Source organism: Paracoccus sp. ME4 (genome assembly GCF_046736325.1).
Lineage (GTDB): Bacteria > Pseudomonadota > Alphaproteobacteria > Rhodobacterales > Rhodobacteraceae > Paracoccus.
Genome location: NZ_CP151276.1, coordinates 709,074 through 727,940 on the forward strand (window position 1 = coordinate 709,074; position 18,867 = coordinate 727,940).

Genomic DNA, 18,867 nt, shown 5'->3' on the forward strand with positions numbered 1-18,867 from the left:
GCGGGCCGACCCGGAAGGCAGACGCCATGAAGTTCACCCTCTCCTGGCTCAAGGAGCACCTGGATACCACCGCCACCCTCGATCAGATCGCCGAGGCGCTGACCGACCTGGGCCTGGAGGTCGAGGAGATCGCGGACCCCGCCGCGAAGCTGGGCAGCTTCACCCTGGCGCGGATCGACCACGCCGAACAGCATCCCGACGCCGACCGCCTGCGCGTCTGCCGGGTGATGACCGACGAGGGCGAGAAGCAGATCGTCTGCGGCGCCCCCAATGCGCGGGCCGGCATCACGGTGGTGCTGGCCAAGCCCGGCGATTACGTCCCCGGCATCGACACGACGCTTGGCGTGGGCAAGATCCGCGGCGTCGAAAGCCACGGGATGATGGCCAGCGAACGCGAGCTGGAGCTGTCCGAAGAACATGACGGCATCATCGAGCTGCCCTCGGGCGAGGTCGGACAGCGCTTCGTCGACTGGCTGGCGCAGAACGCGCCCGAGAAGATCGACCCGATGATCCACATCAAGATCACCCCGAACCGCCCCGACGCCCTGGGCGTGCACGGCATCGCCCGCGATCTGGCCGCGCGCGGTCTGGGCGTGCTGAAGCCGGTGGCGGTGGAGCCGGTTCCCGGCACCTTCCCCTGCCCGGTGGGCGTGACCATCGAGACGGGCGTGGCCGCCAAGGCGCCGTTCTTCGCGGGCCGCGTGGTGCGGGGCGTGACGAACGGTCCGTCGCCCGCCTGGCTGCAGAAGCGCCTGCGTGCCATCGGCCTGCGCCCGATCAACGCGCTGGTGGACATCACCAACTTCTTCACCTTCGACCTGAACCGGCCGCTGCATGTCTTCGACGCGGCCAAGGTCGCGGGCGACCTGGTCCTGCGCGGCGCACGGGCCGGAGAGGAGCTGGTGGCGCTGGACGACAGGACCTATGCCCTGCCCGAAGGCGCGGTGGTGATCTGCGACGACAATGGCATCGAGAGCATCGCGGGCATCATGGGCGGTGCGGCATCGGGCGCGTCCGAGGAGACGCGCGACGTCTTCATCGAGGCCGCCTATTTCGATCCGATCAGCACCGCCGCCACCGGCCGCGCGCTGAAGATCAACAGCGATGCGCGCTATCGCTTTGAACGCGGCATCGACCCGGCCTTCACCCTGCCGGGGCTGGAGCTGGCCACGCGCATGGTGCTGGACCTCTGCGGTGGCGAGGCCTCCGAGGTGGTGAGTGCCGGCGCGCTGCCCGACACGGGCCGCGCCTATCGCCTGGACCCCGCACGCACCAGCCGCCTGGTCGGCATGGATATCGACGAGGCCGATCAGCGCGCCACGCTTGAGGCCCTGGGGTTCCGGCTGGAGGGCGAGATGGCGCATGTCCCCTCCTGGCGTCCCGACGTGCTGGGCGAGGCCGACCTGGTCGAGGAGATCGCCCGCATCGCCAGCCTGACCAAGCTGCAGGGCAAGCCCCTGCTGCGGGCCCAGGCCGGGGTGCCAAAGCCCGTGCTGACGCCCCTGCAGGTCCGCGAGAAGACGGCACGGCGCATGGCGGCGGCCTTGGGCTACAACGAATGCGTGACCTACAGCTTCATCGACCAGGCCTCGGCGGCGCTGTTCGGCGGCGGGGACGATGCGGTGCGCGTCGAGAACCCGATCAGCAGCGAGATGAGCCATCTGCGCCCCGACCTGCTGCCCGGCCTGCTGCAGGCCGCGGCGCGCAACCAGGCGCGCGGCTTCGCCGATCTGGCGCTGTTCGAGCTGGGCCCGGTCTTCTCGGGCGGAGAGCCGGGCGATCAGGCGGTTCGCATCAGCGGGCTGCTGGTCGGCCAGACCGCGCCGCGCGATCCCTTCGGCAGCCGCCGCAAGGTGGACCTCTATGACGCCAAGGCCGATGCCGAGGCGATCCTGAACGCCATCGGCGCGCCAGCGCGTGCGCAGATCAACCGCAAGCTGGATGGCTGGTGGCATCCGGGGCGTGCTGGCAATATCGCGTTGGGTCCGAACGTGCTGGCAACCTTCGGCGAGATCCACCCCGGGGTCCTGCGTCAGATGGACGTCAAGGGGCCGGCCGTGGGCTTCACGATCCAGCTGGCCGCGGTGCCCTTCCCCAAGGTCAAGACGCCCACGCGCCCCGCGCTGGAGCTGTCCGAACTGCAGGCCGTCGATCGCGATTTCGCCTTCGTTGTGGATGCGGGGGTCGAGGCGCTGACCCTGGTCAACGCCGCCGCCGGGGCCGACAAGGCGCTGATCGCGGGCGTGTCCGTCTTTGACCAGTTCCAGGGGCTGGAGGGCGGCCAGAAGTCGCTGGCCATCACCGTGCGCCTGCAGCCGCGCGACAAGACGCTGACCGATGCCGATATCGAGGCGGTCAGCCGCAAGATCGTCGAGAAGGTCGAGAAGGCCACGGGCGGCCGCCTGCGCGCCTGATCCGTCCGGTCACGGACATGAAAAGACCCCGCCCGGACGACCGGGCGGGGTCTTTTCATGCGGGCCGTCCGGTGCGTCTCAGAAGATCAGCGACAGGATGCCGATCACGACCAGCAGGCCGATGATGAAGATGACGCCGATGGTGCCGCCGATGAACTTGAGCATGCCATGTCTCCTTGCTGTGGCCCGAGCACAACCGGGTCGGGGCGCGCATGTTCCGCGCATCGCACACCCCAAGGCGGAAAAACCGCGCGGGCGCCTCATGATCCGACGGCGTGGATCTCGGTCAGCCGCTGGCGGATCGTGGCGACATTGGCGGCATGCTCGCCGCCCTGAAGCAGCATCAGAACCTCGCTGACCCAGGCATTCAGGCCGTTGCCGTTGGCAGGGTTCTGCCCGGCCGCGAAGTCCCACATCCTGAGTTCCGAGAAGCGGTGCGAGGCGGAGCCGCGCAGCACGCCGTTCACGAAGACGCTGATCGTGCTGGGCGAGAACTCGATCTCGTAAAGGCGCCGTGCGCCGATCAGCGCGGGGCTGAGCGCGACGCTGACCGTCTCGAAGGCGTTGGTGGCGGGATTGCGGCGGTTCACGCGCAGGCTTGCGCCGCCCGCCGCGATCCACACGTTCATCTGCGGAGAGCCGTTGCCCATCAGATACTGATCGACCGTCAGCCCGCGCAGGTCGGCCACGATGAAGACGCGCGTGCCGATCAGGTCGGGACGGGTCGCCGTGGTCGTGCCGCTCAGCCGCAGGTTCATCGCCGGCTGCAGGTCCAGACGCCCGCCCGTCACCGGGACCGCGACCGAGCCGGGCGTCAGGTTCAGCAGCGCCCCGGCCCCTCCCGCGTTCACCGAGGACAGCAGATGGCCCGTCGCGGTCAGCCGCGCGGCGCTGAACACGTGCCGCATCGGGATCTGGCCCGGACCGGTGCCATAAAGCGCGTTGAGCGATGCCGCGGGCGCGGCGACCGCGCCGGATCGGATGCCGATGTCGTCGAAATCGCTGAACGCGCCGGGGGTCTCGACTCCTGCGGTCAGCAGCAGGTGATGCGTCGTCCGGGTCGCGGTGAAGGTCAGGGCCTGGGGACCGGGATCGAGGATGCCGGTCGCCTCGGCCACGATTCCGGTCGGCGCCAGGCCGCCGGTCTCGGCGATGCGGACGGCGGCGCCCCGTTCGGGCCGCGAGGCATGCGTGATGGTGACGGTGTATGTCCGGCCGACCGTCAGGCCGGAGACCGGCGTCTGCGCCTGCGGGAAGCGGCCCTCCGGCAGCGCGGTCAGCCGCAGGAACCCGTCGGCGGTCCGCGTCATGCAGGTGTCGTGGCGCAGGACCGTCCCGTCCGCGGGGGCGGTCGCAAAGCAGCTCCACCCCGTCAGGTCGGTGTCGAACCGACCGTTGGCGATCGCGGGCTCCGGGGCGGGCGGCTCGGCCTCGCCGGGACCGGGGCCAGAGCCGGGGCCGGGACGGACGGGCGCGATGCCGAGACCGATGCCCAGCATCAGACCCAGCCCGTGATGCCGGTGGCGGTCGTGCCGGTCGCGCGGATGCGCGCCGCCGCCATGGTGTAGGTCCCGGCGGGCAGCGGCCCGGTCATGCAGGCGACGCCGGTCCAGTTGATCCACGCGATCGTGCCCGGCGCGTTGATCGTGACCGCGCGGACCGCGACGGGCAGGTCGGCGCTGTCGGAGGGGGTGACGACGATGCTCTGGATGGCGGGGCCGGAGGAGCCGATGCTCGAGGCGCGGAACGGGAATTCGGTGGACATGATCGTCTCCAATGCAGAGGGCCTGCGATGAGCGGGCGCTGAGCTGTCGGATAGTCCTCGGGAATGATTAACGGATCGTCACCGCAGCGTGCGTTGCACGGCCGACATGCGGGAAGAGCCGCCAAGTGCGGTCGGATCATCGGTCTGGAGGATTGGAGCGGGTGACGCGCTCCATGCAGCGAGAACGGTAAAAAAAATCGAACAAAATCAGGTTATGTTTGAGCGGTGGTGCGCAAAATGATGCGCAAAATGGTGCGCAAAACTAGCTGAAATCACGCGGGCTAGGCCTGAACTCTATCAGCTGAGATGCATCTGCTCCGGCGAGGCTTCCCTCGTGATACGAACGCACAGTCCATTAGCGCTTAAAAAGCCCCCGATCTCGACCCTCCACCAACCTTTCCCGCTCCTGCCGACGGTGCATGAGCGGTGCCCAAGATACCTCGGGGAATGCTTTCATGATGTCGCGCTCCACAAGCGCGCGCGACCTACCGCCATCTTGGTTGAACTGACCTACCTCCCACCCACCGTCAAAGTTCAAAAGAACGGCGGTGATACCAGGAAGCACCGCTAAGACCGTTCCATGTTGGTTCTCAATGATCTGAGGTTTCGTCATCGCTGATCCTCCTTGCTGAAGCATGACCACAGGCGCTTAAATTACAGTTAAGCGCGATCACGGATGGGCAAAAATGGTGGTCATTCGCCGCTAGTCAGCGTCCGCGGGGTGGTAGCCTGCACCATCGAATGCTTGCTCACAATCTGACGTAGCAGCACAGCGGGTTCTAACCCTCTCCAAGAGATGTCAGCATGGAGGATCGGAGCGCGTTCAGCGCCCCGTCTCGGTCACGACAGTGACCATGCTCCTGCGTCAGCAGCACACGCCAATGCCACGCTTGGCCACCCGCGCATGAAAAGTGACGAACCCACCCGATGGGCTTGCCGTCCATAAAAACCGTCAGGTTGCAGTCGGAATAGCCTCCTGCGTGGTGCTTCATCCTAGCGTACGTCCAGCGGTGCATGGCGATTCCTTCCGGAAGAACCATGAACGAAGAATGAACATGGACGCAATAGCGTCAGCGTTTCTTTAGCCCCGCCCCGATCCGCTTTCCAGCCTCAAACGCGGCTTTGCCATCCTGCACCAATTCAGCGATCTCCCGCTCCTTGGCGGGGCTGGTTAGTGGATGAGGATGGAGGGACCAACGGATCCAGGCAGAAAAGCAGCCTCCAATAGACCGGCGTTCCTGGTTTGCACAGATAAAGCGGCCCTCCGCAGGTTCGGTGAACCAAAGAGCAAACCCGATGAGTAGGTCTATCATAGTAGGCGAACCTCGAACACAAGTGCGCCCACAGTCGCCAATAAATGCTGACCTACGTCTCGAACATCGAGGGTGTGCGGCATATCTGGTGGCTTGACCAGCGGAGTACCACTTCTTGGCCTTAGACCAAAAAGCGATGCTCCATGCCGTCGATGAGTGTGATAGATGCAGCGTGGGTGCTTAGCTCAGATGTTGCTTTACAAAACATCAGGCTTATTGCTGGGGCACCATTTGCACCTGCGGAATTGGGGGCGCCACATTTCTTATATTTGCTCGCCCCTCATGCGTTTCGACAATTTTTATAGCATGCGAGCTTGCTATCGTATGAGCGAAGCAATGGTGGACAGTTAGCACAGCGTCCTGCAGCGCGGGATCATCTTCAAGCTGCACTGTTTTGATGCCGAGTGCGCGTACGTGTTGTATGCTAAGATGCTTATCGTGAGCGCGATTGGCCATTCCGTCCGATAATTCATTAACAATCGCCTCGGCACGCTCGGTACGGTCTTCAAAACCCGCAAGCATGTTATACTCGAGGGCCTCTTGTACAAAGCGTTTAGACCAGCTAATTGCATTTTCACACTGAGTAAGAAAAGATGGAGTATACCGGTTTAGAATTGGCGCCCAAACACTAGCCTTCATAGGCTCTTGCTGTATTTCATAGTACGCGCGTTGAAATTCTTTTACCACAATATCTGCCGGAATGCCGCCAAGTTGCGGATCAATAGGTCCAAGCGACGATTGCTTGCCCATTATAATCTCTTTGCATGATAGTGCCATCATCGTTCCTGCCGACATTGCAATCTGCGGAACGATCGCCCGTATATTAGTTCCAAACATTTGTCGAAGATAAAAGACCAACGCTTCTGTCGCCGCGATGCCGCCGCCGGGAGTATGAAGAATTAGGTCAAGACCTTTATCTCTCTCCATTCCGTGAATGCAGCTCATAAATGCGTTCATGTCGTCGTCGTTGATATCCGTGCCATGCACCCCCGGCTTCGTAAGAAATGCCGAATAGTACGCTATTACATTCCTGCCGGTTAAATCACCTAGCTGGCGTAGATACTTGCGCCTTACTATATCGAGGGTGTTTTGTGCCGCTATGCTGTGTGATGCGGCATGGTCATTTAGCTCACCAAGTATGTCGTGCCAGTTTGGCATTGTTACCCTCCTCACGATCAGCTGCGTAAGAATGAGTCCCAGTGCTGTCAAACACGGGCATAACCATCATCGCGGAGGGGAAGTCATTCATCGGGTACGGGGCAGGGCTAACAAGCCCCATATCGATAAGTCCGGCCAACTGCGCCCCGAGCGGCGACAAAGTGTTGCTGTTTTGCATCATCTCCCCTTCTGAACAATGGTAGTTGCAGGCGAAACCTAATGGTGTGCTGAACACATCATGCGGCTACAGTCCACTATGTTAGATGGGGATTCCATAACAAATTGCTAACCCTGCGTTCGTAGGGTTGCTCGCGATTGTGACACAATCTGCCTGCCGTACGGTACGCATAGGCGGTACCTTCAAGATAGTGTCAACGCCTGTCTAAAGGTAATCAAGGTGATAGGCGCCGGGTCGGCTGCAGCGCAGCCGTCCCGGTCGTTCGTCATTTCTTCGACGGCGGCAGGGTCGTGGTCTGAAGCACCGGGGGTTGGCGCGACGCCTTCCGCAGCCGCTCGCCGAAGGCCTTGCCCGCTTCGAACGCGCTCTTGCCATCCTCGATCGTGCGCACCAGCTCGCGCTCCTTCGACGGGCTGGTGGTGTAGGGCCGAGCCAGCCCGCCGCGCTGATGCGCCACGATCAGCGCGCAGATCGGCGCGACCGCCAGCATGAAGCCGTGGATGCCTTCGGCCGTGGCCCCGGTCAGCGGACCGAGGATGGCGGCCAGGCCGGTGGCGATCGGCTCGGCCGTGCCGTCGCTGACGCTTCCCGCGATCACGTCGATCAGCGTCAGGATGGCCGGGACGATTCCCAGCCAGAAGGACCGCGTGCGGCCGATGAAGATGGGGGCGATGGTCTTGATGCTGTCCATGGTCAGGCTCCTTTCAGCCAGGTGGCGACGTCAAAGCCGGGACAGGCCTTGGCGGCGTATTCGTTGTGGCCGCTGACCCTGCGGATTGCGGTGCGCAGGCTGATCGCGTCGATCATCTGCCGCAGGGTGATGTCCTGCTGATGCGTGAAGTGGTCGGAGAAGCGGTCGGTCTCGGCCGAGCCGTGGCCGCCGATCAGGCAGATGCCGATGGTGCCGCGGTTCTTGACGGCGCCTGCGTGTGCGCCAATGTCCGTTTCCTTGCGGCCGGGCAGCACCTTGCCATCGATATCAATGATCCAGTGATAGCCGATGTCGCGCCAATTCAGCGGCGCGGACGTGTGCCAACGCCGGATCTCAGCGATCTTGTCGGCCAGCGGCCGGCCCTCCATCCAGTCGCGCCGCGTGGCGGCGCAGTGGACGATGATCTCAGTCACTGGGTAGCGCGCACTGCCTTGATGGATCATCGCCCCGCTAACGGGCGTCACGGGCGCGGCGGGGGCCGCTACCGGGGCAGCCTTGCCGCCGGCCGCCAGCCAGCTCTCGGCCGCGGCGCGGGTCTTGGCGCCGAACAGGCCATCCAGCGCGCCTGGCGAATAGCCAAGCGCGTTCAGCCCGGTCTGGATCGACCGGATCGGTTCTCGGGTCATGCGAGGGTTCTCCATGGAAAAGCCCCGCACGATGGCGGGGCCGGGTCATTTGACGTTGAGTTCAGGCAGGAAAGCGTTACGGCGCGCCCCTGTGGGCTGGCACCAGTGCAAAGGCGACAGGACGAGTGGCGTCGAAAACCTTCTTGCCACCGCAGTCGAACTCCAGTGACAGATAGACCGTCACGCGACCGGGCTGAACTTGCGACGGGACTTCCAGGGCAATCCTGACGGCCGTGTCACTCCCGCTGATCTGCCGCGCCGGCCGGACCGTGGCTCCGGCCGCGGCGATGCTCGTTTCATCGGTGAAAATCGCAGTCCGGTTCAGCAGCGTGCAGGTCTCGCCAAGACGGGTCCGCCTAACGACCAGGTTCAGCGTGATGGCCTGGCCGACATAGACCGGTTCGCGCACATAGCTGAGACCTTGCGGTTCGTGGATCACCCGGTCCTCGCCGGTAGCGCGTGCAAGCTCGGCCGAGAGTTGATCCAACTTGGCAGAGATCTCCTGCAGCTGTGTGGGGCTGGTCCATATCGCGATGATCCGGTCGCGAAACGGCGCGAAGATCAGGACCAAGATGGCGACCGTAGCCATGATTGCAGTTCGCGCGGCCCACTTCTTGGCCTCATCGAGGATAAAAGCGCCTAGCGCGTTCGTCTTGTCGCTCATCGCCGCTTCCTTACGCCCACTATTCCCATCAGTGCCAGCAGAGCCAGGGCGCCCGCTACGGCCGCGCCGCGGTTGCGCCACGCCCCCGCCGCGACCACGGCGCCACAGGTCACCGCGGCCGCATCCACAAGGCTGTCCGCGATGCCCCCGCCGAAGGACGCGACCTGCACGCCCTCCCAGATCAGCAGATAGCCGGCCGCGACGATGGTCGCGCCGCGCCATACCCCCGCCCGCCAGCCGATCAGGGCCGTCAGGAACACGCCAACGAAGGCATGGCCGAGAAGAGCCGCGCCCCAAGTATAGGCGTCTTGCTGCGCGTCAGGAGACGCCAACATCGCCAAGATGAACTCGATCATTGATGCTCACGCAAAATGGCCCCAATCGGGGCGGGTCAAAAGGCTGATGATGAAGATTCAGTGTTTAGCGCCGGGACTTGGCGCCTTCGCGTACAGCTGAAGCGAGCAGCTCGCTCGCGTCATTCCGGGCCGCGCAAATAGAGCAGATCCAGAGATCTTCGATCTCGTTGCCGCAAAACCGGGCATCATCGTGCAAACCGATCAATCGGCCGCACGAATGGCATGGCTTTAAGCTATCGCAACACATTGCCGGGAGATAGCGCGGTGCGCTGCGATTTGCACGCTCAAAGTCGAAGGCCGACGCCCGCACTGTTAGGCATCACAGGCCCAGCATCGAGTATCGGGCGACCTTGCCAAAGGCGCCCAGCTCCTCGCCGCCGGGGTGGTTCGTGCCGTTCGCGGCGACCCGATCAAGAGCGGCGACGCTCAGCCCCTCGCCCCATTGCGGGCCGTCGACCCATTGCCACGAGGCATGGGCCGTGCCGGCCGCCCACGCCGCGCGCTGCGTCTGATCGCGGTTGACGCGCGCCTGCGACCAGGTCGCCTTGCGGGCGGAGCTGTCCGTCATCAGCATCTCCGAGCCGAGGGCCCGGAAGGCGTTGGCGATCAGGATCAGCCGGCCGCCCGTGCCGACCTCGGACAGCTCGTTCATGCCCCAGGCCGTGATGACCAGGTCGTAGGGCGGCAGCGCCAGGGCGGCCTGCCCCCACGCGCTGAAGACGTTCGCATCGCTGACGAAGTCGATGGTGGCCGAACCCGACCGGCAGAAGTTGTCGTAGAACAGGTCGACCCCGAGCGTGTAGCCCACCGCCTCCAGGCCCGCGATCAGCTCCCAGACAAAGCCGATCTTGATGTGATCGGTGAAGCTGTCTCCGGTCCGTCCGAGCTGAGCCGACGTGAACCGGGGCACCGTCGCCACGAAGTCCGATCCGTACTGGTTCACGTTGTTCTCAGTCAGATACTTCAGCCGATCGCGATCACCGTTCGGCGCCGCGGCCGACGCCGCCGACTGGCTGATCTGCGTGATGCTGTCGCCGATGGACAGGATGCGGATCGGCTGACGGGCGCGGATCCTGCGCATCAGCTTCGGGCACATCGTGCGGTTGCGCCGCAGCGCCTGATCCAGGGGCTGGCGGAGCGTCGCGCTGATCCCATCGGCGCCCAAGCGATGCACCGGGAAGATCTCGGTGATGCTGGCGTCCCCCGACCGGGCCAGGAACATGGCATCGGTCCCCGCGGTCGGCGCAGGCCGGAACGCCTGCGCGTCGCGCAGCCGGGAAGGCCCCGCGACCACGCTCCATGCGTTCGTGAAGCGGTTGTAGCAGACCAGCGAATAGCGCGCCTGCCCGGCATCCGCCAAGGGAATGACGACGTTGGCCGTCGACCGGCGGATCGCGATGTCGGACGTTCCGGACTGCGCCCAGACAGTGAGGCCGGTCACACCGGTCTGGACATAGCCCGCATCGCCGAGGCTGATAGGCCCCGCGGCCAGCGCGACCTCACGCTGCGGCGCGCGCCGGTCTCCTGCCATCGCCTCCAGGGTGACCTCGAATGCGATGTTCCAGGACTCCTGCGGCACCGGCTTGGTCACGAAGAAGCCTGCACCCTGCTGGCTCTCGATGCTGATCTTCGGGACCAGCTTGCCCGCCCCGCCGAAGCCATAGCGAAGCTGCGCCCCGGCGATGCCGACGCACTGGCCCTGCCGGACCGTGACGCCGCGGAACAGGTCCGGCGGCAGGGTGTTCTTGCCTGCCTCCAGATTGAGCCGGATCGACAGGACCGGCGAGAAGGCGATGGTCGTCTCCGTCTCGGTGACGTCATAGATGGTGATGGTGGCCACCGTCGCGATGTTCGCCCAGACCCTGATGCCGGAGATGGTGGCGTCGAACGCCGCGCGGAACTCCGGACCGGTGTAGATGGTCAGGTTCGATGCGGCCGAGCTGGTCTGACCGGGCAGGGACGCCAGGTCGAAGAGCTTGCCGTAGCCGATGCTCTGGATGACCGAGGCCTTCGCGACCGAATCAACGGCCGCATCTTGCCCCGCGGCCAGGGCGGTGGCGCCCGGACCGGCATCGACGTTGATGACCGACCAGTAGCGCGAGCCGCTTTCGTTGTTGGTCAGGAAGGCCGTCTGGCCGAACGCGTCGGGGTCGGTTGCCGAATACCAGAAGTCCTCGACGGCCGCCGTCATCCGCGTGCCGGCCTGTGCGACACGGAAACCCACATGCGCCCCCGCGGGGATCTCAACAGGAGGGACAAGCGTGGTGGTCGCTCGGCCGCCGGGGTGCTGGATCGTCCTGATGTCGTGATAAACGGGGATCAGATCCACACCGACAAAGGCCGATGCGACCTTAACCGGTCCCGCCGGGGCGTCGATCTCGATGCTGGTGGCATAGGTCACACGGGTTGCATCGGCAGGCGTCCGCCGGAACCAGGTGCGAATGTTGCTGGCCGTGCCGCCACCGATCGGCTGCACGGAACCCATGTTCAGGCGGGTGAACGTCCTGTCGGTCAGCTGCTGTGTGGTGACCCCGCCGCCATCGGCGCCCCGAGGGATGCTCAGCACGCCGCCCACGATAGAGACCTGCGTGCCGGGCGCGCCTGTGACGACTGTGAGATCGCCGAAGTCGACCGCACCGTCAGCGCCGCGCAAATCGCCCGTGGCCAAAGACGTGTCGTCGCTGAAGGTCAACGTCAGTATGCCGGTTGCCGGGTCGTAGCCTTGCGACACGATCGCACGACCGTCCTGGCCGTCAGTTCCGTCAGCGCCGCGCAAGTCACCCGTGACCAAGGTCGTGTCGTCGCTGAAGGTCAGGCTAAGCATCCCGGTCGCCGGGTTGTAGCCTTGCGACACGATCGCACGACCGTCCTGGCCATCAGTTCCGTCAGCGCCGCGCAAGTCACCCGTGACTAAGGTCGTGTCGTCGCTGAAGGTCAGGCTCAGTATGCCGGTCGCCGGGTCGTAGCTTTGCGACACGATCCCGCGACCGTCTTCTCCATCCGTCCCGTCAGCGCCGCGCAGATCGTTCGTATTGAAGGTCGTTCCGTCCGTGTAGGTCAGCGTAACAATGCCGGTTGCCGGGTCATAACTTGCCGACTCAATTCCCCGCCCGTCACTCCCGTCTTCACCCTCGGGTCCCTGCACGTTCCCCACGTTCTCCCATGCCGATCCGGCCCAGACCCACAGGTCGCCGTCGATCAGGTAGCCGTCGCCCGCCGCGCCCTGCGCGGGAAGCTGGCTCTCGCTTTCGAAGCTCCCTTTGATGTTCAGGCCAGGCCCCGTCGCGCCGCGCGGACCCACGAAACCGACGGCGATGTTCACGCTGCTCATGTCAGCAACCCCCAGTGATGTTGAACAGAAGATCAGGTCCGTCGAGAAGCTGGCGGAAGCCGTCGCCCTCGTCGAAGTAGACGGAAACCGGATAGAGCCGGGGCGGCAACGCCAGGGCGGACAGGTCGAACTGCCAGCGGCCGCCCGCCACGCTCCCGGCAATCACCTCGCAGGACGCGCCCGCGTGAATGCGCAACTGCACGGCGTCCCATGCCAGGGCGTTGCCGTCGCCATCCGTGAAGGCCATCGCAAAGGGCCCGGTCGCGCCGGGCTTGAAGGTGATCGTCGTCATGGGGTCCTCTCAGGCGACCAGGTCGCGGAACGCTTGGGCGGCGGCCTCAGCCGCCTCGACGGTGGGGGCGGCTTCCGCCATCGCGATATGGCCCAGCCTCACGGTCTCCAGCTGGGCGGCGGCCGCGGTGTAGAGGCCGGATAGGTTCAGGTAGACCTGTGCCACCTCGTCGGCGGTCGGCGCGGTGATCCCGACCTCGGCCGAGATCAGCGGGAACTGCATGGGGTCGGGATCGGCCGAGGCGACCCATGCGCGCGCCTCTGCCTCCTTCATCAGGTAGAGCGCCTCTTGCCCCGGAATGTCGGTGACGTAGAGGCGACGGATCGGCCCCGCTGCGGCGTTGATCGCGGCCACCGCCATCAGCCGTGCGCCAATGAGATCGGCCTCCATCTCCGCCGGGCTGCGCGGATCGACCCATGTCGTCCCGTCCCAGGTCGCCCAGGGGCCGGGGCGCGGGGGCAGGTCCTGCCAGTCCTGACCGTCATGCCAGTAGGCCCCGCCCTCGACGATCATGTCCGGCACCGGGGCGATCACGTCGAACTCGGACCCGGCGATCAGCCCCGCCAGACTGTCGACGTCCGTCCGGCCAGCACTGACGATTGCGCCGGTCGCCGGATCGACGACCGCGAAAGAGACCATGTCACTTGTATGCATTGAGGATGCCGATGAAGCGGTTGGAGATGTCGATGTAGTTGGAGCTGATCGAGGGGCATCGGATCTGGAGCTGATAGGTCCGCGCGGACAGCCCCGTGGTCACGTCCACGACGACGTCTTCGAAGACCCCGAAGTTGTCGGAGAATAGCCACACCTTTCGCTCGCTACCGTTGATCAGGAGCCGCACGGCTGTTCCTTGCAGCGTGCCAGAGAAGCTGGAGAGGTCGAACCGGACATTGATCGGCATCGGCGAGCTTCGCCCCGGCGTGAAGGTCAGGGTCTGCATGGTCACGAAGCTGTCCTGCGTGTATCGTGCCGGCGCGGCCGCATAGGCGAACGGATAGGTCGTCACCGACTCGTTCTGGATCTTGAGCCGCGAGACAGCCAGGTCATCGATCCGCGCCGTCGTGATCGCCGCGTTGCCGATGACCGCCGAGTCGATCAGAACGACCCCGTCCTGCACGATAAACGGGACACGGCGGTTGGCGTTGACACCCGTGCCCGTGACGATGGCGAACCTGTCGGCAACCGCCATGATCTGGTTCGCGCCGTCGCTGCGGGCCTCCAGGAAAAGCGCGGCGGCCGAATTGGTCTCCCCATCCGATGCCTCGGCAGCCAGACCGATGCGTACCAGCGCACCCGATCCCGTCGATACAGCCGATGCCCGGAACCGGCCTAGGGCCGTGCCGCGGTCGGTCCGGGCCGAGACGCTTGTCAGCAGGCTCGACAGCGCACTGTCGCCCGTGGCGCGCGCGGCGGCTTCTGTCGTGATGCTGGCCTCGTTCTGCGCGATCCTGGCGTCGTCGACGTCCAACCAAGCCGATCCGCTCCAGCGCTTGGGGATGTTGCCGTTCGAGGTGTCATACCAGATGTCGCCCACCAGCGCGCCGGTGGGCGCCGTCCCCTGGCGGAAGGTCCTTGCCCGGTTCGCGACGGCCGATACAGTGTTGATCTGGCTGGCAAGCGAGCTGTCGCCGTTGGCGCGCGCGATGGCCTCGGCCGTGACGGCCGCCGCGGTGTCTTCAATTCGGGTATCGTCAGTCGGAACCCAGGCCGATCCACTCCAACGGAAGGCGCGGTTGCCCTGACTGGTGTCGAACCAGATGTCTCCCGCCAACGGGCCGACTGGCGTGGTGCCCTGGCGGAAGGTCCGCGCGCGGCTGGCCGTGGCCGAGACAGTGGTGATATCTGCAGCCAGGGCGGCATCCCCGTTGGCGCGGGCGATCTGCTCGTTGGTGACTGCCGCGGCGGTTTGCGCGATCCGGGCGTCGTCGACGTTCACCCAGGCCGATCCGCTCCAGCGCTTGGGCAGCAGGCCGTTAGCCGTGTCATACCACACGTCGCCGGTAACCGGGCTCGTGGGGGCAGTCCCTTGCCGGAACGTACGGTTGCGGGCATTCGCCACAGCCGAGACGGTGGTGATCTGGCCGGCCAGGGCGCTGTCCGCCGCAGCCCGCGCGCTGCCCTCGTTCGTGATCGCAGCCTCGTTGTCGTCCAGCCGCGCCTCGGCGCTGTCCCGGAAGGTGGCGAAGGCCTCGTCCTGATTGGCGACGACAACCTCCAGCGCCGTGATCCGGGCGATGGTGGACTGGTCGACCCGCGTGACGGCCGGGTCGGCGAGATAGGACGGCTCGGAACCGGAGGCGGGCACGATGGGCTGCCACCGCATGCTCACGGCGCCGGACGGCGGCGTATGCTGCCCCGAGAAGGTCCGCCACTCGTTTTGGGTGAGACTGAGCGCGGTGTCCGCATTTCCCCCGATCTGGGCGTTGGACGCGTCGAACCAGTTGACACGGATTGTCATCGTCCGCCCGGCGGCGGCCGACGCGGCCTTGAGCCGCCACTGGAATATCTCATTCGCGGCGAACTCGACGGGGAAGTCCTGTCGCATCATCCGCGTGCCACTGCCGGGCGGAATGATCCGAGCGAAGTTGTCCGTCGGCGCGGTCGCGAAGATCGGATCGGCGGATGCCGTGTCGCGTGCCTGCGCGGTGATGAACCCGCTGACCGTCCAGCCGTCCAGCCCCGAGGTAAACAGCGCGTTGTCCAGCAGGTTGTCGCTGGTCAGGGCGGCCGTCAGCGTCTGGATCTGCGCAGCCAGCGCCTGATCGCCGGCGTTGCGGGCCACGCTCTCGTTCTGCAGGCCGGTATCGGTGTAGGCGCGGGCGATGTCGAGATTGTCCAGCGCCAGCTGCTCAGCCGCCGCAATGTCAGCTGCCAGCTCGACCCGCGCCTCCGCAACCTCGGTCTGCGCCAGAGCCACTTCGTCGCGCAGCGGCTGCAGCGGGCCGTCCTCGCCGTCCAGCCATTCCTCCAGAATGGTCAGGTCCGACAGCACGTCCTCGCGGATCGCGGGAATGTCCAGATCGCCCGGGGCAAGCCGGACATCGGGCGTCGTGACGCTGATCCACCCGGACCATGCCGAGCGCGGGGTCAAGTCGGACACAAGCCGCGCCCTGACCTCATAGGCGGTCATGGGAAGGACGTTCAGCAGGTACCAGGCGAACGGTTCCTGGAACGGGCGCAGCGTGTCGATGACGGACGTGATCGCACCCACGCGGCGCGCCTCGATCTGGATCCGGGTCACGCCCGCCTCATCCCCGGTGCAGGCGACCAGGATCGCGGGGCGGCGGGGGTTGCCCGCGCCGTCGGAAATCGTCGCGCCGGTCACGGTCAGGCCGTTCACCGGCTGCACGAACGGCCGGGGATTCACCGGAGGCGTGATGATCACGGGCCGCTCGAAACCGCTGGTCCAGTCGTAGTCGCTCGGATCGACCTCGCGCAGGCTCACCAGAACGTTCATGCCCGGGGCCTTTGCGACGCTCTCGACCACGAATAGCTTGCTGTCGTACCCGTTGCGCTGGCTGGTCCAGCTGATCATGTCGATGCCCGGCTCCAGCGCATAGGCCGCGGGCGGCAGGTAGAACTGGTGGCGACGCATCCGGCGGAAGTCGCGCATCTGCGAGCGCATCAGCCGCTGCACCTGGCGGGCATAGGGCACCGCGCCATAGGACATCGAGGTCGGCCGATACTCCCCGTCCTCGTCCCGTGCGTCCGCGTCGATGTATTCCGGCGCGTCCTTGCTGGCCCATTTCTCTCCAGGCTCGGGATAGGTCGCACTGATCGCATTGAAGGTGTCGCTGAACGGGTTGAAGGGCGAGAAGCTCTGTCCCTCGGTGATCAGGATGTCCGCGTCGCTGATGGACAGGACCGCCGACCCCGGCAGGTCGACGATGGGCTTCAGCCGCCCGCCGACCTCGGCGAACTTCATGTTCGCGGCCCTGCCCAGCTCGTCCAGGACGGATGCCGGCTCCATGTCGACGCTGATCTCCAGCCCGCAGCGATAGCGGGGCTGGGTCGCGCCCGAGGCCAGCGTCACCGGCTGGTCGCAGGCATTGGCCGCCGCGGTCCACTCGGCCACGGGCAGGCGCCAGGGCGCGAGGTTCTTGCCCCCGAACACCCATTCGTCGCCGAAGTACAAGCCCCGGACGATGTTGTATGCGATCACCGCCGGGTTCCGGGTCGGCTGCCAGGTCGCCGGGTTGCTCCAGCGCTGCGCCCCGTCGCCGCCCGCCGTGCTGTCGGCGCGCCAGTCGTAGAGAGGCAGCGGTTCGGGCTGCCACAGGAAGGTCGGATAGCTGGTCAGCGTGTCGTCGTCGAACCGGCTGGTGACGATCGCATAGGCCTTGCCGCGCCCGATCATGGCGCTGGTCCAGGGATAGTCGGGATCGTCGCCGAAGACCTTCACCAGGAATGGATCGGCGGCGGTCTGGCTGCCGTCCACGAACTTGATGTAGATCCGGTTGCCGTCGTCCGAGAAGTTCGACAGCGGGCGCCCGGCGGTGATCCAGCCCGCGGGCAGCGTGCCGGGGGCATACTCGCCCTGATCGCTGAACGTATCGACGTTGTCGGCCGGGTTGATGCCCCACACGTTCTCCGATGCCCACTGGCCCCGTTCGTCGTTGACCCAGACCTGCTGGATGCCGCGCACCGGCAGCGCCGACAGCTCGATCACCTCGGTGATGAAACGCGTGTTCTTGCCCCAGCTGCCGATGTACTTGCGCTTTCCGGCGGTCGCATAGTCGCCGACCACGAAGGACAGGGGCAGGCTGTCGCCCATCTTCACGTCGAAGCTGACATTGGCACCGCCCGCACCCAGCTTAGGGCCGAACAGCGCGTTGCCAATGGCGCTGAGGCCGAGGCCGACCACGAACTGGGTGGCGGCCAAGGCCGTCGCGGCGCCGATGCTGAAGGTCGCAGAGACCCAGGTCGCGATGGCCGTGACCGGGTCAGCATGCGCCGGACCCGCGAAGCCAGCCGCCAGGGCGGTGCTGATGAGCAGCAGTTTCTTCATGGATCAGCCGACCTTGAATGCGCGGATCATGTCGGCGCGCGGGCGGCGCCCGTGCCCCTCCGGGGTCATCACAACCAGCCCCGAGGCATCGACCATGCAGAAGGCCTGCCCGAACGGGCCGTCGGCCCCGATCACGCCGATGTCGCCCAGATCTGCGCGCGAAGGATGGATCTCGGGCAGCTGCTGCGCCGCGAAGTCGGCCAAAGTAGCCGCCCCAGCCTCGGCCAAGATCTTCGCCGCGGCGCGCGGGCCCGCATAGCGGCCGCGATAGCCGCGCGCCAGATCGACCCCGGTCAGCGCCTCGACGATGGTCGCCGCAAAGCCGATGGCGCAGTCCTGCCGCCCCCAGGCAAAGGGCGTGCGGCGCTGGCGGTCCATCTCGGCCGCCAGGCGGGCGCGCCAGTCGTCGCGGCGGGTCAGGTGCTGCATCATTGGTCCTTCTTGTACCACTGGATCTTCCGGGCCTGCACCGAGGCTGAATACTTGCTGAACTCGTCGCCTGCCTGCCGCCGCTTCTGGTGGCTGTCGGACGACTTGGCCGGGTTCACGGCCAGCAGCTGCGACATGATCTCGGACCGGACGGTCAGACCGATCCGCCCGTCCCCGCCCGCCTGCGGCGTGGCGATCTGGACGTCGTCGACGATGCCGATCCATTGCAGCTGGGGGATGCTGGCCAGCGCGCCGCCGACGCGGCTGGTCGCGTGGATCTCGACACAGGCCAGCCGGACGTCCGTCCCGCGCACCAGCTGCTGGGTCGCCCCGGCGATCTGGCTCATGCTGATCGTGACCGGCTCGTCGGTCAGGTCGGCCACGGACTTGAGACTGTCGACCTCAAGGTTGACGCCGCCCAGGTACTCCCGCGACGCCGTCCCGCCGGTCGGGGTCTCGACGCTGAAGGCCGCATCCTCGTCGCCGGACCACAGGCCCATGCTTTCGATCGCGCCCGTCGCGCGGGACCTAGCCTCGATCCAGACGAAATAGACCGGGGCAATGCCCGCGTCCCGCGCCGCCTGAAGCGCGGTGATGAGGGAAGGAGATAGGGTCTGCATG

Annotated in this window: 16 protein-coding genes; 1 reads left to right on the top strand and 15 read right to left on the bottom strand. The window is 65.9% G+C overall.

All coding sequences use genetic code 11. The annotated features are described in order from the left end of the window. Positions 1–26 precede the first annotated feature (26 nt). Positions 27–2,414 carry a phenylalanine--tRNA ligase subunit beta gene (gene pheT / locus AACG61_RS03605; protein ID WP_411838660.1) on the top strand — a complete coding sequence of 796 codons (2,388 nt, stop codon included), beginning with the start codon at positions 27–29 and terminating at the stop codon, positions 2,412–2,414. A gap of 78 nt (positions 2,415–2,492) precedes the next feature. On the opposite strand, the gene AACG61_RS03610 is transcribed toward pheT, so the two are convergent. The 15 genes from AACG61_RS03610 to AACG61_RS03680 all read right to left on the bottom strand — a co-directional run bounded on the left by AACG61_RS03610 (position 2,493) and on the right by AACG61_RS03680 (position 18,866). Then, a complete protein-coding gene (locus AACG61_RS03610; protein ID WP_411838661.1) occupies positions 2,493–2,639 on the bottom strand; it encodes a hypothetical protein in 147 nt (48 codons plus the stop codon). 35 nt (positions 2,640–2,674) lie between these two features. Beyond that, positions 2,675–3,913, bottom strand: a complete 1,239-nt coding sequence (locus tag AACG61_RS03615; RefSeq protein ID WP_411838662.1) for a hypothetical protein — start codon at positions 3,911–3,913, stop codon at positions 2,675–2,677. Continuing rightward, entirely contained in the window at positions 3,913–4,179 is a 267-nt protein-coding gene (locus AACG61_RS03620) for a hypothetical protein (protein ID WP_411838663.1), read from the bottom strand. Before AACG61_RS03620 ends, AACG61_RS03615 begins: the two co-directional genes overlap by 1 nt. 355 nt (positions 4,180–4,534) lie before the next feature. Continuing rightward, a complete protein-coding gene (locus AACG61_RS03625; RefSeq protein ID WP_411838664.1) occupies positions 4,535–4,792 on the bottom strand; it encodes a hypothetical protein in 258 nt (85 codons plus the stop codon). A gap of 913 nt (positions 4,793–5,705) precedes the next feature. Continuing rightward, entirely contained in the window at positions 5,706–6,650 is a 945-nt protein-coding gene (locus AACG61_RS03630) for an SDH family Clp fold serine proteinase (protein ID WP_411838665.1), read from the bottom strand. 443 nt (positions 6,651–7,093) lie between these two features. After that, positions 7,094–7,519: a hypothetical protein gene (locus tag AACG61_RS03635; RefSeq protein WP_411838666.1), complete on the bottom strand. Its 426-nt coding sequence runs from the start codon at positions 7,517–7,519 to the stop codon at positions 7,094–7,096. 2 nt (positions 7,520–7,521) lie between these two features. Then, complete coding sequence (locus AACG61_RS03640) at positions 7,522–8,166, bottom strand: N-acetylmuramoyl-L-alanine amidase (protein ID WP_411838559.1); 645 nt, start codon at positions 8,164–8,166, stop codon at positions 7,522–7,524. A 76-nt stretch (positions 8,167–8,242) separates the two neighbouring features. Beyond that, positions 8,243–8,830 carry a hypothetical protein gene (locus AACG61_RS03645; RefSeq protein WP_411838667.1) on the bottom strand — a complete coding sequence of 196 codons (588 nt, stop codon included), beginning with the start codon at positions 8,828–8,830 and terminating at the stop codon, positions 8,243–8,245. After that, positions 8,827–9,165: a hypothetical protein gene (locus AACG61_RS03650; RefSeq protein WP_411838668.1), complete on the bottom strand. Its 339-nt coding sequence runs from the start codon at positions 9,163–9,165 to the stop codon at positions 8,827–8,829. The genes AACG61_RS03645 and AACG61_RS03650 overlap by 4 nt, the downstream gene beginning before the upstream one ends. A gap of 340 nt (positions 9,166–9,505) precedes the next feature. After that, positions 9,506–12,517 (bottom strand): hypothetical protein, encoded by a 3,012-nt coding sequence (locus AACG61_RS03655; RefSeq protein WP_411838669.1) that lies wholly within the window; start codon positions 12,515–12,517, stop codon positions 9,506–9,508. 1 nt (position 12,518) lies between these two features. After that, positions 12,519–12,809 carry a hypothetical protein gene (locus tag AACG61_RS03660; RefSeq protein ID WP_411838670.1) on the bottom strand — a complete coding sequence of 97 codons (291 nt, stop codon included), beginning with the start codon at positions 12,807–12,809 and terminating at the stop codon, positions 12,519–12,521. Between the two features lie 9 nt (positions 12,810–12,818). Continuing rightward, on the bottom strand, positions 12,819–13,448 hold the full coding sequence (locus AACG61_RS03665) for a hypothetical protein (RefSeq protein ID WP_411838671.1): 630 nt from the start codon (positions 13,446–13,448) through the stop codon (positions 12,819–12,821). 1 nt (position 13,449) lies between these two features. Then, on the bottom strand, positions 13,450–17,817 hold the full coding sequence (locus AACG61_RS03670; protein WP_411838672.1) for a hypothetical protein: 4,368 nt from the start codon (positions 17,815–17,817) through the stop codon (positions 13,450–13,452). A gap of 3 nt (positions 17,818–17,820) precedes the next feature. Continuing rightward, positions 17,821–18,249 (bottom strand): DUF6950 family protein, encoded by a 429-nt coding sequence (locus tag AACG61_RS03675; protein WP_411838673.1) that lies wholly within the window; start codon positions 18,247–18,249, stop codon positions 17,821–17,823. Beyond that, positions 18,246–18,866 (bottom strand): hypothetical protein, encoded by a 621-nt coding sequence (locus AACG61_RS03680; RefSeq protein ID WP_411838674.1) that lies wholly within the window; start codon positions 18,864–18,866, stop codon positions 18,246–18,248. The genes AACG61_RS03675 and AACG61_RS03680 overlap by 4 nt, the downstream gene beginning before the upstream one ends. Position 18,867: the final 1 nt, after the last annotated feature.